Here is a 25,978-nt window from a genome sequence, read left to right as displayed (position 1 = left end):
TGGGAGTGGGGGGTGGGGACGGGCACGGGGTGAATGGTGGTTGGGGGGTGTGAGGATCGGGTGAAGGAGTGACTATGGAGGGGTTTGAGTTGGGGTCAGTCGTCGTCGGAGCGGCGGAGGCGCTTGGTTTGGCCTCGGCGCTTCTTGTCGGAGATCCGGCGTTCCTTGGCCCCTCGGGAGGGGCGGGTCGGCCGGCGGGGTGGGGCCGGCGGCGCGGTGGCCTCGGCCAGCAGGGCGGCGAGCCGCTCCCTGGCCGCCTCCCGGTTCATCAACTGCGACCGGTGCTCCGACGCGGTGATGGTCAGCACCCCGTCGACCAGGCGGTTGGCCAACCGGCCCAGCGCCCGCTCCCTGAGGTGCTCGGGCAGGGCGGTCGACCGGGCCAGGTCCCAGGACAGCTCCACCCTGGAGTCGGTCGTGTTCACACCCTGCCCACCGGGACCACTCGACCGGGAAAAACGCCAGCTGAGTTCCGCGTCGGGTATCTCCGTACCGGGGCGGATGGGCAACGTCATGACGCCGGCCGTCCGGCCCGGACGATCATCATGTCGTCGGCCATGGCTAGAGGCTAGTCTCCCGGTCCGCTGGTCCCACGGGTAATTTCAGCCGCCCTTGCCGATGATGGTGTCGGCCACCTGCTGGACCTGCTCGATCGGGATGGCGAAACCGATGCCGATCGAGCCCTTGCCGTCGATGGTGGCGATCGCGGTGTTCACCCCGACCACCTCACCACGGGCGTTGACCAGCGGCCCACCCGAGTTGCCGGGATTGATCGGGGCGTCGGTCTGCACCGCCCGGTGCCGGTTGTTGCCGAGCTTCACCTGCCGGTCCAGCGCGCTCACGATGCCGGCGGTGACCGTACCGGAAAGTCCCAACGGCGAACCGACCGCGAGCACCGGCTCGCCCACCCGGGTCGCGCCCGGTTTGGCCAGCACCAACGGGGCCAGGCCGGCGCCCGGCGGAACCTTGAGTACGGCGATGTCGCTGCCCGGATCACGCCCCACCACCTGGGCCGGCAACTGCCGGCCGTCCGGCGTCTCGACCATCACCGTCGGCTCGCCGGCGGCACTGGCACCGGTGCCGGCCGCCCCCGGACCCGCCGACGCGGCAGCCGCCCCGGCCTGGGCCACTATGTGGTCGTTCGTGATCAGATGCTGCTGGTCGTCGATGGCGAAGCCCGAGCCGGTGGCCATCCCGCCGCCACTGGCCACGGTCACCGACACCACCCCGGGTACCACCTGCGCCGCCGCGCCGACCAGGTCCGGTGGCAGCGCCGACGGGGAGGCGGACGCCTGCGGGTCCGCCCCGTCCCGACCGGCGACGTAACCGCCGGCCAGGCCACCGGAGGCGAGCGAGAGCGCGATCACGGCCAGGCCGGTCACCAGGACGCGCCGCCACCGCCGGCCGCTCGGGCCGGAGCCGTCGCCGTGTCCGTTGCCCCGCCCGCCCGAGGCGGGATCGAGGTCAGGTGAGATGAACCATGGGCCGCGCGGCTCGCCCAGCCCGCTCTGCTGTGCCATAGCGCACTCCTCGTCCGGTCAGTCCCGCTCCGCCCGCATCCCGTCCAGCCAGTTCCGAACACGTGCCACACCGGTGACGTACCTGTCGCGTACCCGGCCCCGCTCAGGGCAGTCGGGAGAACCAGACCATCGAGCCGGCCGCCGCGCCGAGCGCCAGCAGCAGGCCCACCCCGATGAACCGGGCCGACACGTCCTGCTGCTCGGTGCGGTAACCGACCGACGTACCGATGTCCTGGTAGACGGCCCGCAGCTCGGCGCTCGTACCGGCCTCGTGGAACTCGCCGCCGGTCTCCTCGGCCACCGTGCGCAGGGTCTGACCGTCGACCGGCACCCGGATCGGGCGCCCGCCCCGGTCGATGTAACCGGCGGCGGTGCCGAACGAGATCGTGTGCACCGGCACCTTCAACTTCACCGCGTCGTCGGCGGCCGTCATCGGGTCCCGGCCGGAGGTGTTCGCCCCGTCCGAGAGCAGCACTATCCGGGCCGGCGGCGGCTCCTGCGCGGCCTGCGAGTCCAGCGTCTGGACCGCCTCCAGCGAGGTGCTGATCGCCTCCCCGATGGCGGTCCCCTGCACGCCGGTGCTGCCCTCGGCCAACCGTTTTATGCCCAGGTGCAGGGCGTCGCGGTCGGTGCCCGGCGGCACCAGTACGGCGGCACTGCCGGCGAAGGCGACCAGCCCCACGTTGAACTCCTCCGGCAGCGCGTCGGCGAACTTGTGCGCCGCGACCTTCGCCGCCGCCAGCCGGTCCGGTTCGACATCGGTGGCGAGCATCGAGGTCGACACGTCGACCGCGACCATCACCGTGGCCCGTTCCCTGGGCACCCGTACCTCGTCCGACGGGCGGGCGAACCCGACCACCAGCAACGCCAGCATGGCCAGGAACAGGCTCGCCGGTACGTGCCGGCGCCAGGCCGGACGTTTCGGCGCCACCCGGTCGAGCAGCCGCAGGTTGGTGAACCGGACGGCGTACTGGCTGCGGCGGCGCTGCATCAGCACGTACCCGATCGCGACCGCCAGTACGCCCGCGAGCAGCCACAACCGTTCTGGAGACTGCCAGGTCACCTGCCACCCCCCGGTGCGGCCGTCAGTGTCGCGCCGGCCGGTGGCCGGGCGGCCCTGGCCAGTCGCCGCCGGGACTGCACGTGCCGCGCGATGTCGGCGATCCAGTCCCGGTCCGTGCTCAGCGCGAGATGTTCCGCACCTGATCGGCGTACCGCACCGGCGACGAGTTGTCGCTGGGCCAACGCCGCCTCGGCGAACCGCTGCCGTACCCGACGGTCGCCGGTCGACACCTCGCGGCGGCGTCCGCCCTCCGGGTCGACGAAGGTGATCACGCCGACATCGGGCAGTTCCAGCTCCCTCGGGTCGACCACCTCGACCGCGAGCACCTGGTGCCGGGCGGCCAGCCGGCGCAGCGGCCGTTCCCAGGTCGGTTCGCCGATGTCGGCGTCGGGCAGGCCGTCGAGGAAGTCGGAGACGACCACGGCCAGCCCGCGCCGGGGGGTGGCCGAGTTCAGCGCGGCGATCGCCTCGGCCAGCGCCGGTGGGCGGGCGCCGTCGCCGCCGCGCGGTGCCGCGAGCAGCGTACGCAGCAGACTCAGCAGGTGATCACGACCGGTACGGGCCGGAAAGCGGCGGACTCCCTCCGGACCGAGTACGTGCGCGCCGAGCCGGTTGCCGGATCCCGCGGTGAGGTAGCCGATCGCGGCCACCGCCGCCACGGCCAGTTCCCGCTTCTCCACCTCGGCGGTGCCGAAGTCCATGCTCGGGGTCGAGTCGACCAGCACCCAGCTGGTCAGTTCCCGGTCCGCGTCCACCTCGCGTACGTGCGGCAGCGTGGTCCGGGCGGTGACCGCCCAGTCCATCCGGCGTACCTCGTCCTCGCCGGGCCGGTACTCCCGGCTGCCGGCGCACTCCGAGCCCGGTCCGGGCAGCAGGCCGAGATACTGCCCGTGCAGTAGCCCGTCGAGCCGGCGGTTGATGGCCAGTTCCAGCCGGCGCAGCCGGGCCTCCGGCGCGAGTTCGCTCAGCGACGCACCCTGCTGGGTCATGGCGTCTCCTCGCTGCGCTCGTCGGCACCATGACCACGACAGCTGAGCCAACCGATGACCTCGCTACGCTCGATCATGGCGTCTCCTCGCTGCGCTCGTCGGCACCATGACCACAACAGCCGAGCCAACCGATGACCTCGCTACGCTCGATCATGCGGCGGCCAGGCCGGGGGTGCGGTCGTCGTCGCGGCGGGCGGGGGCGATCCGGGGCGGGGGTACCGCCTCGATCAGCCGGCGCACCACCGCCTCGGCCGGGATTCCGTCGGCGACCGCGTCGAAGGAGAGCACCAACCGGTGCGAGATGACGTCGACCGCCAGTTCGCGGATGTCCTCGGGCAGCACGTAGTCGCGGCCGCGCAGCATGGCCTGGGCCCGCGCGGCGGCCACCAGGCCGAGGGTGGCGCGGGGGCTCGCACCGTACGCGAGCAGCGGCGCCACGTCCTGTAGGCCGAACCGGGCCGGGTTGCGGGTGGCCAGGATCAGCCGGACGACGTACTCGGCGAGGGCGTGGTGGACGAAGACCTGGGCGGCCCGCTGCTGCAACGTACGCAGCCGGTGCGGGTCCAGCACCCGGCGGGCCTTCGGCTTGTCGCTGCTCATCCGGTAGAGGATGGCGAGTTCGTCGACGTCGCTCGGGTAGTCGACGGTCACCTTCATCAGGAACCGGTCCCGCTGCGCCTCGGGCAGTTGGTAGACGCCCTCGGACTCGATCGGGTTCTGGGTGGCGAGCACCAGGAACGGGTTCGGCACCGGGTAGCTGGTGCCGCCGATCGAGACCTGGCGTTCGGCCATCGCCTCCAGCAGCGCCGACTGCACCTTCGCCGGGGCCCGGTTGATCTCGTCGGCGAGCACCAGGTTCGCCATGATCGGACCCAGCTCGACGTCGAAGGTCTCCTTCGACGCCCGGTAGATGCGGGTGCCGACGATGTCCGAGGGTACGAGGTCCGGGGTGAACTGGATCCGGGAGAAGTTGCCGCCGACGGCGGTGGCAAGGGTCTGCGCGGCGAGCGTCTTCGCCACCCCCGGTACGCCCTCCAGCAGGCAGTGCCCGTCCGCCAGCAGCGCGGTGAGTAGCCGCTCCACCAGGCGGTCCTGTCCCACGATCACCCGTTTGACCTCGAACAGGGTCTGTTCGAGTTCGGGACCGGTCGACGTTGTCTCGACCGGCCTGGGCCCACTGGCCAAGGTGTCCGACATGTCCGTCACGGTGCAAGCTTCCCCGCCAGGGCACGGGCAAACATGTAAGGAGCGCTCTTCCTTCACGAAACCGCCACCGGCACCCGTTACCTTGATCCGAATGACCGCGCCGAGCACGAACCCGACCGCACCGAGCACGAGCACGAACGCGCCACCACCCGCCGATCGGTCGCGGCGGGTCGTCACGGTCGCCTGCTGGCTGGCGCTGGCGCCCGGACTGGGCTGGGCGGTGCTGCGACTCGGCGGGCTGGAACGGGCGGCGGCGGTGCAGTGGGTGGCCTTCACCCCGTACGTCGTGGTGTGGACGCTGGTGCCGCTGGGGCTGGCCCTCGCGCTGCGGCGCTTTCCCGCCGCGGCCGTCGCCGCCCTGGTCACGATCTGTCTGGCGGCCGTGGTCGGGCCGCGCGCCGTGCCCGACCGGCAGCCCGACCCGACCGGGCCGGCGCTGCGGGTGATGACCGCCAACCTGCTCTTCGGCGGCGCCGATCCGGCGGCCCTGGTCGCCCTGGTCCGCGACGAGCGGGTGGACGTGCTCGCGGTGCAGGAGTTCACCGCCGGTGCGGCGACCGAACTCGACCGGTTCGGCCTGGCCGAGTTGCTGCCACACCGGCAACTCGGCCCGGACGACGGGGCGCGCGGTTCCGCGCTCTACGCCCGGTTCCCGCTGCGCGACGGCGGCGTGCGGCGCAACGGCGGCGGCTTCAACCAGGCGTACGCGACGGTGCTGGTGCCGGGCGCACCATCGGTGCTGGTCGAATCGGTGCACCCGGCGGCGCCGCACTCACTGGATGTGCTGGCCGCCTGGCGCAGCGATCTGGAGGCGGAACCGCCGGCCACCCCGGACGGCCCGCTACGGGTGCTGGCCGGGGACTTCAACGCCACCCTCGACCACGCGCCGCTGCGCCGGTTGCTGGCCACCGGTTACGTCGACGCGGCCGACGCGACCGGCGACGGGCTGGTCGGCACCTGGGGCCCGTACGACGGCGACCTCATTCCCCCGGTCACCATCGACCACGTGCTGGCCGACCGCCGGATCGGGGTACGCGACACGCGGGTACACCCGCTCGCCGGCAGCGACCACCGCCCGGTCCTCGCCGAACTGTCCCTACCGGCGGCCTGAGCCGAACTGTCCCTACCGGCGGCCTGAGCCGAACTGTCCCTACCGGCGGCCTGAGCCGAACTGTCCCTACCGGCGGCCTGAACCGGACTGTCCCTACCAACCGGCGCGGCCGGGACAAGGGGCTCCTTACCCGGGGGCGGACCACCGGGAAGGAGCCCCTCAGGCAGTCCTTACACCTCGGCCGGGGCGCGGGAGACGCCGTACGTGAGCGCGTCGACCAGCGCGTGCCAGCTCGCCTCGACCACGTTGTTGTGTACGCCGACCGTGGTCCAGTCCCGGCCCGAGTCACCGGCCGTCTCCACCAGGACCCGGGTGACCGCCCCGGTGCCGTGGCTGCCCTCCAGGATCCGGACCTTGTAGTCGGCCAGCTCGAACGTGCGCAACGCCGGGTAGTGCCGGGTCAGCGCCACCCGCAGCGCCTCGTCCAGGGCGTTCACCGGACCGTTGCCCTCGGCGGTGGCGATCACGCGCTCACCGCGTACCCGGATCTTGACCGTCGCCTCGGAGACGACCGAGCCGTCCTCGCGGTGCTCGACCAGCACCCGGTACGACTCCAGCGTGAACGGCCGAGGTACGTCCTGGCCCGGCAGCTCCGAGCGGACCAGCAGCTCGAACGAGGCGTCGGCGGCCTCGAACGACCAGCCACCGGCCTCCAGTTCCTTGACCCGCTTGGTGACCCGGGACAGGGCTTCGGGATGGCCGGCCAGGTCAATGCCGAGCTCGCGGCTCTTGAGCTCGATGCTGGCCCGGCCGGCCATCTCCGTCACCAGGATCCGCATGTCGTTACCGACCAGCGTCGGCTCCACGTGGTTGTAGAGCACCGGATCCACCTTGATCGCGCTCGCGTGCAGCCCCGCCTTGTGAGCGAAGGCGGCGGCCCCGACATATGCCTGGTGGGTGTCGGGGGCGATGTTGGCGATCTCGGTGATGGCGTGCGACACGCGCACCATCTGTTCCAGGCAGCCGTCCGGTAGGACGGGCAGCCCGAGCTTGAGTTGCAGGTTGCCGACGACGGTGAACAGGTCCGCGTTGCCGGGGCGTTCGCCGTACCCGTTGGCGGTGCACTGGAAGTGCTCGACACCGGCCTCGACGGCGGCGATCGTGTTGGCGACCGCGCAACCGGTGTCGTTCTGGCAGTGGATGCCGAGCCGGGCCGGGCTGATCCCGAGCCGCCCGGTCAGCGCGTTGATGGCCGCGGTGATCTGGGACGGCAGCATGCCGCCGTTGGTGTCGCACATGACCACCCGCTCGGCGCCCGCAGCGAGCGCGGTTTCGACCACCGAAGCGGTGTACGCCGGGTCGTGGCGGAAGCCGTCGAAGAAGTGCTCGCAGTCGAGGAAGACCCGGCGTCCCTGCGCGACGAAGTACGCCACCGTGTCCCGGACCATGGCGAGGTTCTCCTCGCCGGTGGTGCGCAGGGCCCGTACGACGTGCCGGATGTCGGACTTGGCGACCAGGCAGACCGCCGGGGTCTCGGCGTCGAGCAGGGCGCGTACCTGCGGGTCGTCGGCGACCGCGAGTCCGGCCTTGCGGGTGGCGCCGAACGCGACCAGGGTGGCGTGGCGCAGCTTGAGTTCGGTACGGGCGCGAGCGAAGAACTCGGTGTCCTTGGGCATCGCGCCGGGCCAGCCGCCCTCGATGAATCCGACGCCGAACTCGTCGAGCAAACGGGCGACGGCGAGTTTGTCGACCACCGAGTAGCTGATCCCCTCACGCTGTGCACCGTCGCGCAGCGTCGTGTCGAAGACCTGGTAAGCCATCTGATTCCTTTCGAAAGCAGCACCGTCCGTCCGGCTGCGGCCCGGTGGCCGGACAAACAAAATGACCCCCCGCTGATGCGGGAGGTCTGCGCGCTCGGCGTGAGGGGTTGCCGGCGCGCTAGTCGCGAATAATCAGTACGTGCTGGGTCACGCTCGGTACTCTGCCACTCCCGACCGGATTTCGGGAGGGAAAATCCACATCTCGGGACAGGGTGGCCACCCAGCGGACGGCCTCCACGCTGCGACACCCGATGCGACAGAACGGCCCGGCTGACCGGTAGGTGTAAGTTCCGGCGGCTCTGGGTAGCAGGGTCCGGGACAGCGAAGTCGAGGACGAGAAGAGGAGTGAAAGCCATGAACAGGCTCGATCCTCAGCCGACCCCGGACCAGAACCCGGAACCGATCCCGTTTCGGACCCCGGAGCCGACGCCGGACCAGGCGCTGGACCCGACCAGCCGTCGCGGCCCCGACGAGTGGACGGGGACCGCGTCAGCGGAGACCGCCCGACCGACGGGCACGTCCCTTCCATCGGGCGCTTTCGAGTCGTCCGAGTCGTTCCAGCCGTGGCGCTACCGGGACGACGCCGGCGTGACCGGCGCCGACCTGGTCGGTTACCACGTGGAGGCGACCGACGGCGGTATCGGCAAGATCGACCGCGCCAACTACGAGGTCGACGCCAGCTTCCTGGTCGTCGACACCGGGCCGTGGATCTTCGGTAAGAAGGTCATGCTGCCCGCCGGTGTGGTCAACCACGTCGACCACGACGACCGCAAGGTCTACGTGGATCGGGACAAGGCCCAGATCAAGGCCGCTCCCGAGTACGCCGAGAGCGACCAGACCGATCCGGTCTACCTGGACAAGATCGGTGGCTACTACGGCGGCATGTACGGCCTGACCGGCACGCCGATGATGCCCCCGCACCGGCCGCTCTGACCGGGGCGGGACAGTAGTTCCAGCCAGACCGGACCGACCGCTCAACCCGGTCGGACAACCGAGGCGGGCCGGTGGGCTTCGTTCCCACCGGCCCGCCGTCCGTCCGGCGCCCGGCCGGATGGCGCCTCGTCGGAGGGCGGCCGGCCGGATGGCTTCCCGTCGGACGGCGGCCGGCCGGATGGCTTCCCGTCGGACGGCGGCCGGCCGGATGGCGGTCCCGCCATCCGGCGCCCGGAGCCGTCGTACGGCCGGCGAGCAGAGGGCGCCCACGGCGGCGAGCAGCAGCACCCCGGCACAGCAGAGCAGCGCCACCCGTGGCCCGTACGCGGTCGCCGCCGGGCCGGCCAGCAGCAGTCCGACGGGGCCGAACATGAACGAGCCGAGCGCGTCGTAGGCACTGATCCGGGAGAGCACCGCCGGCCGGATCTCCCGTTGCAACGTCGTCTCCCAGAGCACGCCACCGATGTCGACGCTCATCCCGGTGACCACCCCGGCCAGCACCACCGTCCACAGTGGCGCGCCCAGCCCGAGCAACAGGTACAGCGGGACGGCGGCGAAACAGGCCAGCACCGCCACCAGCATCGGCCGCCGGGGCCGGATCCGGATCACCACCGCCACCCCGGCCAGCATGCCGACCGCCTCGCCGGCGAGCACCGCCGACCAGGCCGCCGCCCCGCCCAACTCCCGCTCGGCCAGCACCGGACCGAGCACCCCGTGCACGGCCTGCACCGTCGCCACACTGAACGCGAACTGGACGACCATCACCCAGAGCCACTGCCGGCCCGCGAACTCCCGCCACCCCTCCCGCAGATCGACCAGCACCGTACGCCCCGAACCGGTACCAGCACCGCTCCCGTCGGCACCGCTCCCGCCCGCACAGCTCTGTCCAGCACCGCTCTGGCCAGCACCGCTCCCGTCCGCACCGCTCTGTCCAGCACCGCTCCCGCCGGCATCGCTCTCGTCGGTGCCCCTCGCGTTGGCGCGGCTTTCGTCGGGGGAGGCGGCCGGCGTGGCGGTGCGTGGGCGCAGGGCGAGGGCGAACAGTCCGGAGAGCGCGAAGAAGCCACCGCAGACAGCGAGCGCCGGACCGCCACCGAACAGCACGACCGCCGTACCGCCGAGCGTGAAGCCGGCCAGCCGGGCGGTGTTCGTACCCATTCGGAGCAGGCCGTTCGCGGCCTGCAACCGGTCGGCGGCGACCACCTCGGGCACGATGCCCAGCAGCACCGGCAGCAGCACCGCGACCCCGAGACCGGCGAGCGCGGCGCCCGCGACCAGGGCCGGCAGCGGCGCCCGGCCGGTCACCAGCAAGACCGAGAGCAACAGGTACGCCGCCGCGCAGAGCAGTTCACCGGCGACATCACCCGGTAGCGCGACAGCCGGTCGGCGAGCACCCCTCCGACCAGCATGAACGCCATCTGCGGCACGGCCTGCCCGACCAGCACCACGGACAGGGTGGTGGCCGTCGTCCCCGGCAGCCCGAGTACGCCGAACGCCAGTGCCACCGGCGCGGACGCACCACCGAGCACGGACGCGGTACGGGCGGCGAACAGCAACGTGAACCGACGGTCCCGGAAGAGGCGCAGGTCTTCCCGATAGCTGTGCACGTAGTCAAGACAATCACTGTCCGGCCACCACCCCCGGTGCCGGCGGACCGAGCACGACTCGGCCCGGATACCTGACTTTCCGGGTCCCGTCGAAGTCGACCGACGTCCCCGCCAACTGCTCCAGACCCCGGCCGACGCCATGATCATCGAGTCGCCGGCCGGTCCGGTCGAGCCGATATGGTGGGCTCCATGGACGCATCCCCGGTCAGCCGCGTGACCGCCTTCGCCAGTCTCTTCAACTTCCGCGACGTCGGTGGCTACGCCGGACTCGACGGGCGTACGGTCCGCTGGCGGCGGCTGTACCGGTCGGACTCGCTGCACCGGATCGACGCCGCCGACCAGGCGATCCTCGCCGACCTGGGGATCCGTACCGTGCTCGACCTGCGGCGACCGCACGAGGTGCAGCGCGACGGTCGGGTGCCGGCCTACGAGGGGCTGGACTACCGGCACATCCACCCGGAGCACCGGGAGTGGGACGAGGTCCCGTACGACGAGCAACTCGGCGTCGCCCACTACCTCGCCGAGCGGTACCGAGACCTGGCCGAAACCGGGGCCGCCGGCATTGCCCGAGCGGTCGGCACGATCGCCGACGAGGACGCGGCGCCGGTGGTGGTGCACTGCGTGGCCGGTAAGGACCGGACCGGGGTGGTCTGCGCGCTGACCCTGTCCCTGCTCGGGGTGAGCGACGCCGACATCGCCGCGGACTACGCGCTCAGCACCGACGCGTCCGAGCGCTTCCGGGTCTGGATCACCACCCAGCTACCCCCGCGCGACTTCCCCACCCCGCGCCCCTACTACTCGTCCCCCGCCGAGGCAATGATCATCTTCCTCGACACCCTCCGCCACCACCACGGCTCGGTGGAGCAATACCTCCGAACCGCCGGCCTGACCCCCACCCAGATCCAAACCCTCCGCACCCACCTCCTGACCTGACCCCACCCACAATCGCGTTGATCATGAAGTTAGCGACCCGCCAAGGCGGAAAATCGGTCGCTAACTTCATGATCAACAGCGGTAGCCGAGCGGTAGCCGGGCCGGTGGGCCGGTGGGTGGGTCAGTGGATGTGGTGGACCCAGTTGTGGGGGTCGGTGGCGCGGCCGCGTTGGAGGTCTACCAGGCGTTGGCGTAGGGCGGTGGTGGTTTCGCCGGGGTGGCCGTCTGCTACGGAGAACTCGCCGTCGGGGGAACGCACGGTGCCGATCGGGGTGATCACGGCGGCGGTGCCGCAGGCGAAGACCTCGCGGAGTTTGCCGCTGGCCGCGTCGGCCTGCCAGTCGGCGAAGGCGACCGGTCGCTCGACCACGGTCCGGCCCTCCTCGCGGGCCAGCGTCAGCACCGAGTCCCGGGTGATGCCGGGCAGGATCGTGCCGGTCAGCGGCGGGGTGACCAGGGTGCCGTCGTCGTAGACGAAGAAGATGTTCATCCCGCCCAGCTCGTCGACGTACTTGCGCTCCACCGCGTCGAGGAAGACCACCTGGTCGCAGTCGTGCTCCATCGCCTCGGCCTGGGCGACCAGGGAGGAGGCGTAGTTGCCGCCGCATTTGGCCGCTCCGGTGCCACCGGGCGCGGCGCGGGTGTAGTTCGGCGAGACCCAGACGTTGACCGGCTTGACCCCGCCGGAGAAGTACGACCCGACCGGCGACGCGATCACCACGAAGAGGTACTCGTTGGCCGGGCGTACGCCGAGGAAAACCTCGCTGGCGAACATGAACGGGCGCAGGTAGAGGGTGCCGTCGTCGGCGGTCGGGATCCACTCCCGGTCGGCCTCGATCAGGTGGTGCAGCGCGTCGAGGAAGACCTGCTCCGGCAGCGCCGGCATGGCCATCCGGCGGGCCGACTCGACGAACCGCGCGGCGTTGGCCTCGGGCCGGAACAGGGTCACCCCGCCATCGGCCGCGTGGTACGCCTTGAGCCCCTCGAAGATCTCCTGCGCGTAGTGCAGGGCCGCCGTCGCCGGGTCCATCGGGATCGGGCCACGGGCCTCGACGCGTGCGTCGTACCAGCCCTTGCCTTCGGCGTAGCGGATCGTGACCATGTGGTCGGTGAAGACCCGACCGAATCCGGGATTTGCCATCAGCGCGGCCCGCTCGGCGGGAGATACCGGCCGAGGATTCGGACGGATCTCGAAGTCGAGCTTGTCACCACCGCTCATCGCGCTGACCTCCATGGGGTACGGCACGCGGACGGGGGCGTGCCGAAAGAGAAACTGGTGCCTGAAAACTTACCCCGAACGTTCGTTCAACGGGAGTCTCCGGTCGGCTGATCGACCGGAGACCGGCCGGAGCCGATCACGCACGGCAATGCCCGCGCCCGCCCCGTGGGTTCAGGGACGGGCGCCGAGCGGCAAAGATCGGTAGCGGGTGGGTCAGGCCGCCGCGTGGGCGGCGAGCCGGTCGCCAACCTCGGCGGTACGCAGCCCCGCGCCCGGCGTACGGGCGGCGAGTTCGGCCGCGACCGCCCCGGTTACTCGGGCCGCCGCGTCGGCGTGGCCGAGATGGTCGAGCAGCAGGGCGACGGAGAGCACCGCGGCGGCCGGATCGGCGACCCCCTGGCCGGCGATGTCCGGGGCCGAACCGTGCACCGGCTCGAACATCGACGGGTAGGAGCGCTCGGGGTTGATGCTGCCGCTGGCGGCCAGCCCGATGCCACCGCTGACCGCGGCGGCGATGTCGGTGAGGATGTCACCGAAGAGGTTGTCGGTCACCACCACGTCGTACCGCTGCGGCTGGCTGACCAGGAACATCGCCGCCGCGTCCACGTGCTGGTACTCGGTCTCGACGTCCGGGTGCTCGGCCGCGACGGCCTCGAAGGCGCGGGCCCAGAGCGATCCGGCGTGGGTCAGTACGTTGGTCTTGTGCACCAGGGTGACCTTGCGCCGCTCGCGCCGCTGCGCGCGGGCGAACGCGTCCCGGATCACCCGCTCGACGCCGTGCCGGGTGTTCAGGCTCTCCTCGGTGGCCACCTCGGCCGGGGTGCCCCGGTGCAGCGAGCCACCGGCGCCCGCGTAGAGGCCCTCGGTGCCCTCGCGGACCACCACCAGGTCGATCTCGCCCGGCTTGACCGTGGCCAGCGGGCTGACCGTACCGGGCCAGAGCCGGGACGGGCGCAGGTTGACGTACTGGTCGAAGTCGAAGCGGAGCTTGAGCAGCAGGCCGCGTTCGAGCACGCCGGGCGGGACGGTGGGGTCGCCCACCGCGCCGAGCAGGATGGCGTCGTGCTCGGCCAGCTCCGCCAGGACCGAGTCCGGCAGCACCTCACCGGTCCGGTGGTAGCGCGCGGCGCCAAGGTCGTACTCGGTCGCCTCGACCCCCGGCAGCACCGCGTCGATGACCTTGCGGGCCTGCGCGACCACCTCCGGCCCGATGCCGTCACCAGCAACCACCGCGATCCGTGCCACCGACACGTCGATACCCCTCTGTCTCTTGCACCCGTCTAGGAGACGTTAAGGCCACGTCTCGATTTCCGGTACGCCGGTCCTATCATGTGGGACCCGAAAACCCTCAGGACACTCTCAGCCGATACCCATGAGTCGGACATCTTCGCTGCTTATCGTGCTTCGGGTGGGTCGAACACGGGCCCCGGGCCGGTCCCGCAGCGGCCAGCGAAGGGGATGCGGACATGCTTGCAAGTGAACGTAGCCGAACCGATCGTCACCGTGGGGTGGACAACCGCCCGGCGCCACCGGACTTTCGGCTCGGCGGCGGGCCGATTCCCGGCCTGCCCGGTCGCCCCGGCGCCGGACTGGCCATCGCCCGCGCCGACCGGATGGTCGCCCGGCACACCGTACGGACCTCCATCGCCGAATACTCGCTGGTGGTCAACGGGCCGGCGTGGTGGGGCCGGCGCGGACTCGGCGAGGCGATCCGGGACGCGGTGGCGGAACTGCGGGCGATCGACCTCACCTACAGCCCGGCCCGACCGGAGAGCCTCGTCTCCCGGCTGCGCCGAGGCGAGATCTCACCCGACGCGTACCCGCCGCTGGCCGACCTGGTCGCCCGGTGCGCGGCGATGCGGGCGGCCACCGACGGCTGGTTCGACGCCTGGGCCGTACCGGGCGGGTTCGACCCCGGCGGACTGCTCAAGGGCTGGGCGGTCGAGCGGGCCGCGTCCCGGTTGCGGGCCGCCGGAAGCGAGGACTACGCCGTGCTCAGCGGCGGAGACCTGGTCGTACGCGGACGCGCGCCGCACGGCGGTCCGTGGCGGGTAGCGGTGCACCGGCCCACCGTCGGGCACCACCCCAACGACGGGAAATACCCGGTCAACCGGCCCCGTCCGGTCGGCGCCCAGCGGGCGCCGCTGACCCTGGAGCTGACCGGCGGGGCGATCGGCAGTTCCGGGGTGGCCGGGCGCCGGGACCACGTGGTGGACCCGCACACCGGCCTGCCGGCTCGCCAGCTCGTGGCGACCACCGTCAGCGGCCCCGATCTCTCCGTCGCCGACGGATACGCCACCGCCCTGTACGCCGCCGGCCCGGCCGGACTGGACTGGTTCCCCACCACCGACGGCTACCGGGCACTGATGGCCGTACCGCGTCAGCCGGGCGCTTCGCGCTGATGGCCGTACCGCGATCGGCCGGCGCCTCGCGCTGATCCGGCAGGAAGCGCCGCGATCGGCCCCCACGGTCTCGGCAATGATCGTGGGGGCCGGTCAGCGACGAGTACGCGTGGCTCGCGTACACGGGGTGCCGGTTACCCGGTTGGTCGACGCGCGCTCATCACCCGAAGACGAGTCCACGTCAGGGAACTCACCGGGTATCCAGTATGGAACCTAACCAATCGACGCAACTCGCCGCAAGGCCGCGTGCACGACGCGTCGCTTGAGGATATGCACCGCGAGTCAGGCGGGGTATGCACAAATCGGTGAACGCCGGATGGCACCCTGTACCACCGTGAGTTTCGATCTGGTTGTGTGGGCCCTGCAGCACGGGGCCTCGTCAGCGGATGTGCGGGCGGCACATGCACGGTGTCGTCAGGGTCAGCACGTCCAGGGTGCACCGCAGCCCCGGTTGGTCATGTTCCACCGGGCACTCATCGCGCACCACCCGGACCGGGTCGCCGCACCCGCCTCGCCCTGGGAGGTGGTCCCGCTGCACCTGGCGGCGGACCACATCGAGATGAAACTCAGTCCCAGCTGCGACGACGCGGTACTACTCCTGATCGAGCGGCTGGCCGGCGAACACGGCCTGCTGCTGCTCGACCCCCAGGACGGCTCGGTCTATCCACCACCGGCAACGGTGATCCGCTAACCCGCCGGGGCTCGGCCACGGCCGAGCCCCGGCGGGCCCGTTTCGTCCCCGCCGCGGTGACTATTCCTCGCGCAGGTCGGCCGTGCTGGCCGCGACCGCACCGATCGAGTCGGCCGCCGAGGTGAGCAGATCCGCGCCGACCGGCGAGTCCACTGTCAACGTCATCAGCGCCTCGCCACCGGCCTCCCGCCGGGCCACTTGCATGGCCGCGATGTTCACCCCGGCCGCACCGAGGATCGAGCCGACCAGGCCCACCACGCCGGGGCGGTCGGCGTACCGGAGGAAGAGCAGGATGCCCTCCGCGCCCAGCTCCAGGTCGAAGCCGTCGACCTCGGTCAGCTTGAACACGTCCCGGGTGGCGGTGCTGCTCACCGTGCCGGACACCGAGACCGCACGACCGTCCGGCAGCGCACCGGCCAGGGTCACCAGGTTCGGGTGGTCGATCGTCTCGGTGTGCGTGGTCAGGGCCACCTCGACACCGCGCTCGGCCGCGATGTGCGGGGCGTTGACGTACGTCACCTGCTCGGAGACGACCGAGGCGAACAAACCCTTGGTGGCGGCGAGTTTCAGCACCGAGACCTCGTTGGCGACGATCTCACCGCGTACCTCGACGGTGACGCTGGCCGCCACCACACCGGCGACCGCCGTGAAGACCTTGCCCAGCCGCTCGGCCAGCGGCAACAGCGGCCGTACGTCCTCGGCCACCACCCCACCGGCCTGCACGTTCACCGCGTCCGGTACGAACTCGCCCTGCAACGCGAGCTTGACACTGCGCGCCACCGCCAGACCGGCCTTGTCCTGCGCCTCGGCCGTTGACGCGCCCAGATGCGGGGTGGCCACCACGTTGTCGAACGCGAACAGCGGCGACGCCGTACACGGTTCCTTGGTGTAGACGTCGATGCCGGCGCCACCGACCCTGCCCTCGGCGATCGCGTCGGCCAGGGCCTGCTCGTCGACCAGCCCGCCACGGGCGGCGTTGACGATCCGGACGCCGGGCTTGACGATCGCCAGTTCCTTCTCCCCGATCAGCCCGACGGTCTCCGGCGTCTTCGGCAGGTGGATGGAGATGAAGTCGCTCTCCCGCAGCAACTCCTCCAGGCTCACCAGCCGGACCCCGAGCTGCGCCGCCCGCGCCGGCTGGATGTACGGGTCGTACGCGATCAGCCGGGTGCCGAACGCGGCCATCCGGGACGCGAACAGCACCCCGATCCGGCCCAGCCCGACCACCCCCACGGTCTTGCCCTGGATCTCCACCCCGGTGTAGCGGGACCGTCTCCACTCGCCCGCCTTCAGCGCCGCGCTGGCGCTGGCGGTGTTGCGGGCGACGGCCAGCAGCAGCGCGATCGCCTGCTCGGCGGCGGAGACGATGTTCGAGGTCGGCGCGTTCACCACCATCACCCCGCGGGCGGTGGCGGCCGGTACCTCCACGTTGTCCAGTCCGACCCCGGCGCGGGCGACCACTCTCAGCCGGGGTGCGGCGGCGACCGCTTCCCGGTCGATCTGGGTGGCGCTGCGCACGATCACGGCGTGGGCCGAGCCGAGCGCGGCGAGCAGGGCGGGGCGGTCGGTGCCGTCGACGTGACGTACGTCGAAGTCGTGCGCGAGTACGTCGACGGCGGCGGGAGCGAGTTCTTCGGCGATCAGTACGACAGGCTTCATGCGTCCTCTAGTCGTCGAGGCGATCGGCTGCCGCGACAGGGGTGCCGCTCTGCGCCCCTGCGCCGCGCCGGCGATGGCCGTAACGGAACTGGTGGTCGTACGGTGCTGATTTACCTGACGGAAACATCGGTCCTCAGCGATCGTAGGCGCATGGTGACCCGCTGTGGAACGACACGGCGCCCCCGGTGGTGGATTTTCCACCACGACGGGGGCGCCGTGAACTCCTCAGAGCGGCCCGGAGGCCGCCGGATCGGCCGGAGGATCAGGCCGTCTCGGTGAGCGGGCGGTCGACCCAGCTCATCATGCCGCGCAGCTTCTTGCCGGTCTCCTCGATCGGGTGCGCCGCACCCTCGGCCCGCCACTTGTTGAAGTTCGGCCGACCGTTGTCGTCCTCGGCGATCCACTCGCGAGCGAACTCGCCGGACTGGATCTCGCCCAGGATCTTGCGCATCTCGTCCTTGACCCGGGAGTCGATGACGCGCGGGCCGCGCGAGTAGTCGCCGTACTCGGCGGTGTCGGAGACGCTGTAGCGCTGCCGGGCGATGCCGCCCTCGTACATCAGGTCGACGATCAGCTTCAGCTCGTGCAGGCACTCGAAGTACGCGATCTCCGGGGCGTAGCCCGCCTCGGTGAGCACCTCGAAGCCGGTCTGGACCAGCGCCGACGCGCCACCGCAGAGGACCGCCTGCTCGCCGAACAGGTCGGTCTCGGTCTCCTCCTTGAAGGTGGTCCGGATCGCGCCCGCGCGGGTGCCACCGATCCCCTTCGCGTACGCGAGGGCGAGCGCGAGCGCCGTACCGGAGGCGTCCTGCTCGACGGCGACCAGCACCGGCACGCCCTTGCCGTCGACGTACTGCCGGCGGACCAGGTGACCCGGACCCTTCGGCGCGACCATGGCCACGTCGACGTTGGCCGGCGGGGTGATGAAGCCGTACCGGATGTTGAGGCCGTGGCCGAAGAACAGCGCCTTGCCCTCGGTCAGGTTCGGCTCGATCGCCTCGGTGTAGAGCGTGCGCTGCGCGGTGTCCGGCGCCAGCACCATGATCACGTCCGCCTCGGCCGACGCCTGCGCCGGGGTCAGCACCCGCAGGCCCTGCTCCTCGGCCTTGACCCGGCTCTTGGAGCCCTCCGGCAGGCCGATCACCACGTCGACACCCGAGTCGCGCAGCGACAGCGCGTGGGCGTGGCCCTGGCTGCCGTAGCCCAGCACGGCGACCTTCTTGTCCTGGATGAGGGCCAGGTCGGCGTCGTCGTCGTAGTAAATCTCGATGCTCATGACTTCCCTTTCATGCGGCGCCCGGTGGCCGGGCCGCCGGACCTAAGCGGCACGCAACGCCGAACCGGTGGTGATCGAACGCGAGCCGCGCCCGATGGCCACCAGACCGGACTGCACCATTTCCTTGATTCCGAACGGTTCCAGGTCGCGCAGGAGCGCGTCCAGCTTGTCGGGCGTACCGGTCGCCTCGATGGTGAGGGTGTCCGGGGCGACGTCGACCACCCGGGCCCGGAACAGGCTCACCGTCTCCAGCACCTGCGCCCGTGCCGCGCGATCGGCCCGCACCTTGACCAGCAGCAGTTCCCGGGCGACCGACACGGCCGGATCCAGCTCGACGATCTTCAGTACGTTGACCAGCTTGTTGAGCTGCTTGGTCACCTGCTCCAGGGGTGAGGAGTCGGCGTTGACCACGATGGTGATCCGGGAGACGTCCGGGTTCTCGGTCTCCCCGACGGCCAGTGAGTCGATGTTGAAACTGCGGCGGGAGAAGAGCCCGCTGACCCGGGCCAGCACGCCGGGCTTGTTCTCCACCAGCACGGAGAGCGTGTGCATGGTCATCTCGTACTCCGCTTCACAGGTCGTCGTCTTCGAAGGCGGGGCGGACCCCCCGGGCGAACATGATCTCGTCGTTGCTGGTGCCGGCGGCGACCATCGGCCAGACCATGGCGTCCTTGCCGACCACGAAGTCGATCACGACCGGTGCGTCGTTGATCGCCATCGCCGCCTCGATGGTCTTGTCGACGTCGGCCGCGTTCTCGCAGCGCAGGCCGATGCAGCCGAGCGCCTCGGCGAGCTTCACGAAGTCCGGGATCCGGTGCTTGTGGGTGCCGAGGTCGGTGTTGGAGTAGCGCTCCCCGTAGAACAGGGTCTGCCACTGCCGGACCATGCCCAGGTTGCCGTTGTTGATCACGGCGACCTTGATCGGGATGCCCTCCAGGGCGCAGGTGGCCAACTCCTGGTTGGTCATCTGGAAGCAGCCGTCGCCGTCCACCGCCCAGACCATCGTGTCCGGCCGACCGACCTTGGCGCCCATCGCCGCCGGCACCGCGTAACCCATGGTGCCCAGGCCACCGGAGTTCAGCCAGGTGTTCGGCTTCTCGTACGAGATGAACTGCGACGCCCACATCTGGTGCTGGCCGACGCCGGCCACGTAGATGGCGTCCGGACCGGCCAGCTCGCCCAGCCGCTTGATCACGTACTGCGGGGCGAGGGTGCCGTCGGAGGGCTCGTCGTAGCCGAGCGGGTAACGCTGGCGCAGGTCGTCGAGCTGCGCCCACCAGTCGGTCCGGTCACCGGCCCCCCGGCTCGCCGGCCGCTCGGCACCGGTGCCGGCGACCCGGACCGCCTCGATCAGCTCGTCGATCACGTGCCGCGCGTCGCCGACGATCGGCACGTCGGCGGCCCGGTTCTTGCCGATCTCGGCCGGGTCGATGTCGGCGTGCACGATCGCCGCCCCCGGGGCGAACGAGTCGAGCTTGCCGGTCACCCGGTCGTCGAAACGGGCGCCGAGCGCCACGATCAGGTCGGCCTTCTGGAGCCCGTACACGGCGGCGACGGTGCCGTGCATGCCCGGCATGCCCAGGTGCTGCGGGTGCGAGTCCGGGAACGCGCCGCGGGCCATCAGCGTGGTGACCACCGGGATGCCGGTCAGCTCGGCGAGCCGGAGCAGCCCCTCGGTGGCACCGGCCTTGAGCACGCCGCCGCCGACGTAGAGCACCGGGCGACGGGAGTTGGCGATCAGCCGGGCCGCCTCGCGGATCTGCTTGCCGTGCGGGTGCAGGGTCGGCCGGTAGCCGGGCAGGTCCAGGGTGGGCGGCCAGGAGAACGTGGTCTGCGCCTGGAGCACGTCCTTCGGGATGTCGACCAGGACCGGACCGGGGCGGCCGGTCGACGCCAGGTGGAACGCCTCGGCCAGCACCCTCGGGATCTCCTCCGGGGTCTGGACCAGGAAGTTGTGCTTGGTGATCGGCAGCGTGATGCCCTGGATGTCGGCTTCCTGGAAGGCGTCCGTACCGATCGACGGGCGGGCGACCTGGCCGGTGATCGCGACCAGCGGCACCGAGTCCATGTAGGCGTCGGCGATCGGGGTGACCAGGTTGGTCGCCCCGGGGCCGGAGGTGGCGATGCAGACCCCGACCTTGCCGGTGGCCTGGGCGTAGCCGGTCGCCGCGTGCCCGGCGCCCTGCTCGTGCCGGACCAGGATGTGCCGCACGGACGAATCGTAGAGCGGGTCGTACGCCGGCAGGATCGCGCCACCGGGGATGCCGAACGCGACGTCGACCTCAAGCGCTTCGAGCGACTTGACCAGCGAACCCGCGCCGGTGACCGGCACCGGGGCGACCGACCGGGCGGCACCGGGAACCGGGCCGGGCAGCGGGGCGACGTCGGCGCCGTCACCGGTCGGTCGGGCCCGCCGGGCCGCCGGGTCGACCTGTCCGCCCTCGGCACCGCCGGACCGGGTACGCCGGGCGAGCTGGTCCGCGGATTCGGTTACCGGCTCGGTGTTCGGCCGGGTACGGCGGGCGGTGTGGGCGAGTGTCTCTGGCGTGGGTCTCGTCATAGCGATTCAGGCCTTAACTCAGATCGGTTGTCAGCGTTGACGCGTTGCGGTTGTCAGCGTTGGCGCGTTGGCGTTGCCGCGTTGCGGAGGAAGTCCGCCCGATGAGGCGGGCACCCGCTTGCCGGTCGCCCGCTCGCGGGGGCTGGGCGCTCCGGCCGAGGTTGGGAACCCGCCTCGATGACTGGGAGTTGACCAATAAAAACGGCCCTCGTGCAGATGCACGGGGCCAGCGCACTCTCCAACGTGAGAGTGCGCTCAGGTAAGTACTCGAAACGACCTGGTCGACGACATGGGGCTAAGCCTGACGCATCTCACGCGATGAGTCAACTGATCCCAGATTCTGGGCAGGTCGGTTTCGCGGTGCGGGCACCGCGCGCGCTCCGGGCGAGGTCGCGGCGTCGAGCATCGCCTCCAGGTGCTCGGCCGGGACCCCCCAGCCGAAGAGCTGTCCCTGGCCGAACCGGCAGCCCGCCTCGACCACCGCGGCCAGCTCCAACGGGTTGGTCACCCCCTCGGCGATCACCTCCAGCCCGAGCTGGTGGCCGAGCCGCATCACCACGTCGACCATGGGCGCGAAGACCCGCCGTTCGCCGTTCTCCGGTGGCCGGATGGGCTCCTGCTCGGCGACCAGACTGTGGTCGATCTTGAGGATGTCGATCGGCAGCTTGCGCAGCTGGCCCAGCGACGAGTACCCGGCGCCGAAGTCGTCCAGCGCTATCCGTACGCCGGTGGCGCGCAGTGCGACGAGCCGGCGGATCAGCTCGTCCAGGTCGGTCGCCACCGCCTGCTCGGTCACCTCCAGCACCAGCCGCTGCGGCGGCACCCGGTGCGCCCGCAGCGCCTCGGCCACCTGCGCGACGTATTCCGGGGCGTGCAGTTCCTTCGGCGACACGTTCACCGACACCCACACGTCGTGCCCGTCGGCGAGCCAGACCGAAAGCTGGTGGCAGGCCCGGTGCAGCACCCAGTGACCGAGCTGGGCGATCATGCCGCACTCTTCGGCCAGAGGGATGAACTCGTCCGGCCGGACACTGCCCAGTTCCGGGTGGTGCCAGCGGAGCAGTGCCTCCGCGCCGACCGGGCGCACCGAGGGGACCGCCACCACCGGCTGGAAGGCGAGGTGCAGCTCGTTGCGCTCGATCGCGCCGCGCATCTCGTGTTCGACGGTGGTGCGGCGGCGCAGCAGGTGGTCGTAGGCGACGTCGTAGTGCTCGACCCGGTTTTTGCCCCGCTGCTTGGCGTACCGCAGGGCCAGGTCGGCGTTGCGCAGCAGCGTCTCCACCTGCCGGGCGCTGGCCTGGCCGGCGACCCCGACGCTGACCGAGACGAAGATCCGCCCGGCCGGGTGGTCGTAGGGGTGGCCGACGATGCCGAGCAGCCGTTCCGCCACCCGTTGCGCCTCCGCTGGCCCGGCCCACATCAGCACCGCGAACTCGTCCCCGCCGAGCCGGGCGGCCACGTCGCCGGGGCGCAGGTTGCGCCGCAGCCGCTCGGCCACCTCGGCCAGGACCGCGTCCCCGACGTCGTGACCGTGCAGATCGTTCACGTTCTTGAAACCATCAAGATCAAGACCCAGGAGTACGCACGGAGCCCCCGACTCCGAATCATGGTGCAGGGCGCGCAGCAGCCCCCGGCGGTTGGCCAACCCGGTCAACGGGTCGGTGTGCGCCAGCTCCCGGAAGTGCGCCTCCCGCTCGGCCAGCCGCCCCGCGTACGCCCGTACGTCGCGCAGGGCCACCGACTGCCGGGCCACCAGGGCGAAGCCCTCCACGGTGCCGGAGATGATCCCGAGCACGGTGAAGTCGCCCATCCGGAGCAGGTGGTACATGGCCGAGACGGCCATCGCGAGCATCGGCAGGAGGGCGTAGCCGGTGCCGTTGAGGATCAGGTCGGCGTCGGTCTCACCGGCCGGCTCGGGCGCCCGCCCACCGGCGTACACCAGCAGGAAGCCGACCGGCAGCAGGGCGGCACCGGTGAGGGCCACCACCGGCCCGGCCTGGCAGATCCCGACCGCCAGCCCGAGCCCGGCGACCCCGACCAGGGTCACGCCGGAGCCGATCAGGACCAGTTGCCGGCGCGGAAGGGCGGACCGGACGCCGACCACGAAGGTGAGCCCGATCGCACCGGCGGCGGTGATCGTGGCGAGCAGGATCGCCGGGCAGGCCCGTGGGATCCAGTCACCGAGCAGCCGGGTCGGCTCGGCGGCGAGCACCCAGCCGACGAACCAGAGCGCCGAGCCGATCACCAGCCCGTCCAGCACCAGCCGGAGCAGCGCCGACCGGGTACGGGCGACGCCGGGCAGTCGCAGCACCCCGGCGCAGAGCACCAGCCCACTGGCGGCCAGCCCGACCGCGAACACGGTGGCGAGCGTCATCCGCTGGTGCTGGTGGTGACTCCAGTGCTCAGCCATCCCGAGGATGCCGATCAGGCCGGCGACCGCGCTCAGGGTGGCCAGCGCGGCGCCGGACGCCAGCAGCAGGTGGGCCGGGCGCCGGGCATCGGTCCGCCGGAGCCCTGACGAGATCAACACCGACGCACCCGCGACCGTCGCGAGCCCACTCGCCACCGCGACGATCACCACGCCCGAGGGGAGCTGCACCCATCCACTGTGCCGGATACGAACCGTGCCGTGGGGGACGGGGTGTGCAGGATTGACCAGCCGGACGTACCGGATTCTGCCCCGAACCGACCCGGTGGGGCCCCCGGTGGCCCCACCGGCCGCCCGCCGGCCGGTCCGGGGCATCCCGCTTTCTGGACGCGGCGGCGCCGAGCAGGCCGGTGGCGCCGCGACGGTGTAACACTGGTGCAATGCCTGACCTGCGGTCCAAGACCTCCACTCATGGCCGGACGATGGCCGGGGCCCGTGCACTCTGGCGCGCCACCGGGATGACCGACGACGACTTCGGCAAGCCGATCGTGGCCATCGCCAACAGCTTCACCCAGTTCGTACCCGGTCACGTACACCTCAAGGACCTCGGCGGCCTGGTCGCCGACTCGGTGTACGAGGCCGGCGGCGTCGGCCGGGAGTTCAACACCATCGCCGTGGACGACGGGATCGCGATGGGCCACGGCGGCATGCTCTACTCGCTGCCCAGTCGCGAGTTGATCGCCGACGCGGTCGAGTACATGGTCAACGCGCACTGCGCGGACGCCCTGGTCTGCATCTCGAACTGCGACAAGATCACCCCCGGCATGCTGCTGGCGGCGCTCCGGCTCAACATCCCCACCGTCTTCGTCTCCGGCGGCCCGATGGAGGCCGGCAAGACGATCGCGATCGAGGGCATCGTGCACGACAAGATCGACCTGATCGACGCCATGATCGCCTCGTCCAACGACGCGGTCACCGACGCCCAGCTCGGCGAGATCGAACGCTCCGCCTGCCCGACCTGCGGATCCTGCTCCGGCATGTTCACCGCCAACTCGATGAACTGCCTCACCGAGGCGATCGGCCTGGCCCTGCCGGGCAATGGCTCGGTCCTGGCCACCCACGCCGCGCGCAAGGCACTCTTCGAGGAGGCCGGCCGGACCATCGTGGAGATCTCCAAGCGCTGGTACGACGGCGACGACGACTCCGTCCTGCCCCGCTCGGTGGCCTCCCGCGCCGCCTTCGACAACGCCGTCGCGTTGGACGTGGCGATGGGCGGCTCGACCAACACCGTGCTACACCTGCTCGCCGCCGCCCGCGAAGCCGAGCTGGACTTCACCGTCGCCGACATCGACGCCATCTCCCGCCGGGTGCCCTGCCTGGCCAAGGTCGCCCCGAACTCCCCGAAATACCACATGGAGGACGTGCACCGGGCCGGCGGCATCCCGGCGATCATGGGCGAGCTGGACCGCGCCGGCCTGCTCCGCCGCGACGTGCACGCGGTGCACTCCCCCACCCTCGACCAGTGGCTCGCCGACTGGGACATCCGGGGCGGCAGCCCCACCCCCGTGGCGGTCGAGCTGTTCCACGCCGCCCCCGGCGGAGTACGCACCACCGAGGCGTTCTCCACCACCAACCGCTGGGCGACCCTGGACACCGACGCCGCCGACGGCTGCCTGCGGGACCGGGAGCACGCGTACACGGTCGACGGCGGGCTCGCCATCCTGCACGGCAACCTGGCCCCGGAGGGATCCGTGGTCAAGACCGCCGGGGTCGCCGCCGACCGGCTCAGCTTCCGTGGCCCGGCCAAGGTGTACGAGTCGCAGGACGACGCGGTCACCGCGATCCTGGCCAAGGAGGTCGTCGCCGGTGACGTGGTGGTGATCCGGTACGAGGGCCCCAAGGGCGGGCCGGGCATGCAGGAGATGCTCTACCCCACCTCCTTCCTCAAGGGCCGTGGCCTCGGCCGCGACTGCGCGCTGATCACCGACGGCCGGTTCTCCGGCGGCACCTCCGGCCTGTCCATCGGGCACATCTCCCCCGAGGCGGCCGGCGGCGGGCTGATCGCCCTGGTCGAGCCCGGCGACGAGATCGTGATCGACATCCCGACCCGGTCGATCGAGCTGAACGTGCCGGCCGACGTGCTGGACGCCCGACGGGTGGCACAGGAGAAGCGCGACAAGCCGTACACGCCGGTGGACCGGCAGCGCCCGGTGTCGGCGGCGCTGCGCGCGTACGCCTCGATGGCGACCTCGGCCAGCGACGGCGCGTACCGCCGCGTACCGGAGTAGCACGACGAAGCGACAGAACGAAGAACCGGCCCGGACCGCGATGGTCCGGGCCGGTCCTTGTCCTACCCTGTTCAGCTGATCGGGTTCACTCGCCGTCCTGCTCGGCACGCTCCGGAACTCCGTTCACGAGACACCGCCGGCAACCCAGGCCGGGAGGGTGGGTTGCGTCCCGGTGTGAACGCAGTCGTGGGCGGCCCGTCGGGCCTGTTCCGTGGTGACACGGGTGCGCTCGGGTGGCATCTCGGTCCAGTCGCCGTAGAAGTCGAACGCGATCGCTTGTGATGTGAGTGGTAGGTCCGGGTCGAGTGGACGCGGTCGAGCACCGCGTCCAGTTCCTCGGGTGTCGACACCGGGACCTCGTTGCCGCGTTCGGGTTCCTCAGCTGATGGGCCG

The 25,978-nt window shown here is 71.4% G+C and carries 21 protein-coding genes and 1 pseudogene; 6 read left to right on the top strand and 16 right to left on the bottom strand.

What is annotated here, in order from left to right; translation table 11 throughout:
* Positions 1-95: 95 nt before the first annotated feature.
* The 5 genes from arfB to OG792_RS06320 all read right to left on the bottom strand — a co-directional run bounded on the left by arfB (position 96) and on the right by OG792_RS06320 (position 4,778).
* Positions 96-515: an alternative ribosome rescue aminoacyl-tRNA hydrolase ArfB gene (arfB, locus tag OG792_RS06340; RefSeq protein WP_329108247.1), complete on the bottom strand. Its 420-nt coding sequence runs from the start codon at positions 513-515 to the stop codon at positions 96-98.
* A gap of 87 nt (positions 516-602) precedes the next feature.
* Positions 603-1,520: a S1C family serine protease gene (locus tag OG792_RS06335; protein WP_329108245.1), complete on the bottom strand. Its 918-nt coding sequence runs from the start codon at positions 1,518-1,520 to the stop codon at positions 603-605.
* Between the two features lie 103 nt (positions 1,521-1,623).
* Entirely contained in the window at positions 1,624-2,583 is a 960-nt protein-coding gene (locus tag OG792_RS06330) for a VWA domain-containing protein (RefSeq protein ID WP_329108243.1), read from the bottom strand.
* On the bottom strand, positions 2,580-3,572 hold the full coding sequence (locus OG792_RS06325; protein WP_329108241.1) for a DUF58 domain-containing protein: 993 nt from the start codon (positions 3,570-3,572) through the stop codon (positions 2,580-2,582). Before OG792_RS06325 ends, OG792_RS06330 begins: the two co-directional genes overlap by 4 nt.
* Before the next feature lie 150 nt (positions 3,573-3,722).
* Complete coding sequence (locus OG792_RS06320; RefSeq protein WP_329108239.1) at positions 3,723-4,778, bottom strand: AAA family ATPase; 1,056 nt, start codon at positions 4,776-4,778, stop codon at positions 3,723-3,725.
* Positions 4,779-4,869: 91 nt separating this feature from the next.
* Between OG792_RS06320 and OG792_RS06315 the strand changes: the two genes are divergently transcribed.
* Positions 4,870-5,889 carry an endonuclease/exonuclease/phosphatase family protein gene (locus tag OG792_RS06315; protein ID WP_329108237.1) on the top strand — a complete coding sequence of 340 codons (1,020 nt, stop codon included), beginning with the start codon at positions 4,870-4,872 and terminating at the stop codon, positions 5,887-5,889.
* Between the two features lie 170 nt (positions 5,890-6,059).
* Here the strand turns inward: OG792_RS06315 and cimA are convergent, their stop codons facing one another.
* Positions 6,060-7,649 (bottom strand): citramalate synthase, encoded by a 1,590-nt coding sequence (cimA, locus tag OG792_RS06310; protein ID WP_329108235.1) that lies wholly within the window; start codon positions 7,647-7,649, stop codon positions 6,060-6,062.
* 588 nt (positions 7,650-8,237) lie between these two features.
* Between cimA and OG792_RS06305 the strand changes: the two genes are divergently transcribed.
* A complete protein-coding gene (locus OG792_RS06305; protein WP_329111131.1) occupies positions 8,238-8,582 on the top strand; it encodes a PRC-barrel domain containing protein in 345 nt (114 codons plus the stop codon).
* Positions 8,583-9,029: 447 nt separating this feature from the next.
* Here OG792_RS06305 and OG792_RS06300 read toward each other — a convergent pair.
* Positions 9,030-9,887: pseudogene (locus tag OG792_RS06300) on the bottom strand (MFS transporter); the annotation flags it as partial.
* On the bottom strand, positions 9,884-10,189 hold the full coding sequence (locus tag OG792_RS06295; RefSeq protein ID WP_329108233.1) for a hypothetical protein: 306 nt from the start codon (positions 10,187-10,189) through the stop codon (positions 9,884-9,886). The pseudogene OG792_RS06300 and the gene OG792_RS06295, both read right to left, overlap by 4 nt.
* 189 nt (positions 10,190-10,378) lie before the next feature.
* Here OG792_RS06295 and OG792_RS06290 point away from each other — a divergent pair, with 189 nt between their 5' ends.
* On the top strand, positions 10,379-11,122 hold the full coding sequence (locus OG792_RS06290) for a tyrosine-protein phosphatase (RefSeq protein ID WP_329108231.1): 744 nt from the start codon (positions 10,379-10,381) through the stop codon (positions 11,120-11,122).
* A 121-nt stretch (positions 11,123-11,243) separates the two neighbouring features.
* On the opposite strand, the gene OG792_RS06285 is transcribed toward OG792_RS06290, so the two are convergent.
* Both OG792_RS06285 and OG792_RS06280 read right to left on the bottom strand, forming a co-directional pair.
* Positions 11,244-12,341, bottom strand: a complete 1,098-nt coding sequence (locus tag OG792_RS06285) for a branched-chain amino acid aminotransferase (protein ID WP_329108229.1) — start codon at positions 12,339-12,341, stop codon at positions 11,244-11,246.
* A 213-nt stretch (positions 12,342-12,554) separates the two neighbouring features.
* The gene (locus OG792_RS06280; RefSeq protein ID WP_329108227.1) at positions 12,555-13,586 is read right to left on the bottom strand and encodes a 3-isopropylmalate dehydrogenase; all 1,032 of its coding nucleotides are present in this window, start codon (positions 13,584-13,586) and stop codon (positions 12,555-12,557) included.
* Positions 13,587-13,807: 221 nt separating this feature from the next.
* Here OG792_RS06280 and OG792_RS06275 point away from each other — a divergent pair, with 221 nt between their 5' ends.
* Both OG792_RS06275 and OG792_RS06270 read left to right on the top strand, forming a co-directional pair.
* A complete protein-coding gene (locus tag OG792_RS06275; RefSeq protein ID WP_329108225.1) occupies positions 13,808-14,743 on the top strand; it encodes an FAD:protein FMN transferase in 936 nt (311 codons plus the stop codon).
* 334 nt (positions 14,744-15,077) lie between these two features.
* Positions 15,078-15,434, top strand: a complete 357-nt coding sequence (locus OG792_RS06270; protein WP_329108223.1) for a hypothetical protein — start codon at positions 15,078-15,080, stop codon at positions 15,432-15,434.
* A 60-nt stretch (positions 15,435-15,494) separates the two neighbouring features.
* Here the strand turns inward: OG792_RS06270 and serA are convergent, their stop codons facing one another.
* The 5 genes from serA to OG792_RS06245 form a co-directional block, all read right to left on the bottom strand.
* Positions 15,495-17,093: a phosphoglycerate dehydrogenase gene (gene serA, locus OG792_RS06265; RefSeq protein WP_329108221.1), complete on the bottom strand. Its 1,599-nt coding sequence runs from the start codon at positions 17,091-17,093 to the stop codon at positions 15,495-15,497.
* A gap of 262 nt (positions 17,094-17,355) precedes the next feature.
* Positions 17,356-18,369, bottom strand: a complete 1,014-nt coding sequence (ilvC, locus tag OG792_RS06260) for a ketol-acid reductoisomerase (RefSeq protein WP_329108219.1) — start codon at positions 18,367-18,369, stop codon at positions 17,356-17,358.
* Positions 18,370-18,411: 42 nt separating this feature from the next.
* On the bottom strand, positions 18,412-18,927 hold the full coding sequence (ilvN, locus tag OG792_RS06255) for an acetolactate synthase small subunit (RefSeq protein WP_329108218.1): 516 nt from the start codon (positions 18,925-18,927) through the stop codon (positions 18,412-18,414).
* Positions 18,928-18,940: 13 nt separating this feature from the next.
* Entirely contained in the window at positions 18,941-20,929 is a 1,989-nt protein-coding gene (locus OG792_RS06250) for an acetolactate synthase large subunit (RefSeq protein WP_329108216.1), read from the bottom strand.
* 295 nt (positions 20,930-21,224) lie between these two features.
* Positions 21,225-23,528 carry a putative bifunctional diguanylate cyclase/phosphodiesterase gene (locus OG792_RS06245; RefSeq protein ID WP_442932385.1) on the bottom strand — a complete coding sequence of 768 codons (2,304 nt, stop codon included), beginning with the start codon at positions 23,526-23,528 and terminating at the stop codon, positions 21,225-21,227.
* Between the two features lie 209 nt (positions 23,529-23,737).
* Here OG792_RS06245 and ilvD point away from each other — a divergent pair, with 209 nt between their 5' ends.
* A complete protein-coding gene (gene ilvD, locus OG792_RS06240) occupies positions 23,738-25,585 on the top strand; it encodes a dihydroxy-acid dehydratase (protein ID WP_329108214.1) in 1,848 nt (615 codons plus the stop codon).
* Between the two features lie 123 nt (positions 25,586-25,708).
* Here the strand turns inward: ilvD and OG792_RS34625 are convergent, their stop codons facing one another.
* A complete protein-coding gene (locus tag OG792_RS34625) occupies positions 25,709-25,858 on the bottom strand; it encodes an Imm1 family immunity protein (protein WP_442932444.1) in 150 nt (49 codons plus the stop codon).
* Between the last annotated feature and the right edge of the window lie 120 nt (positions 25,859-25,978).

The sequence above is a fragment of the Micromonospora sp. NBC_01699 genome (assembly GCF_036250065.1).
Classification (GTDB): domain Bacteria; phylum Actinomycetota; class Actinomycetes; order Mycobacteriales; family Micromonosporaceae; genus Micromonospora_G.
Note: the sequence above shows the minus strand (reverse complement) of the source record. Positions and strands in the feature narration are given on the sequence as shown.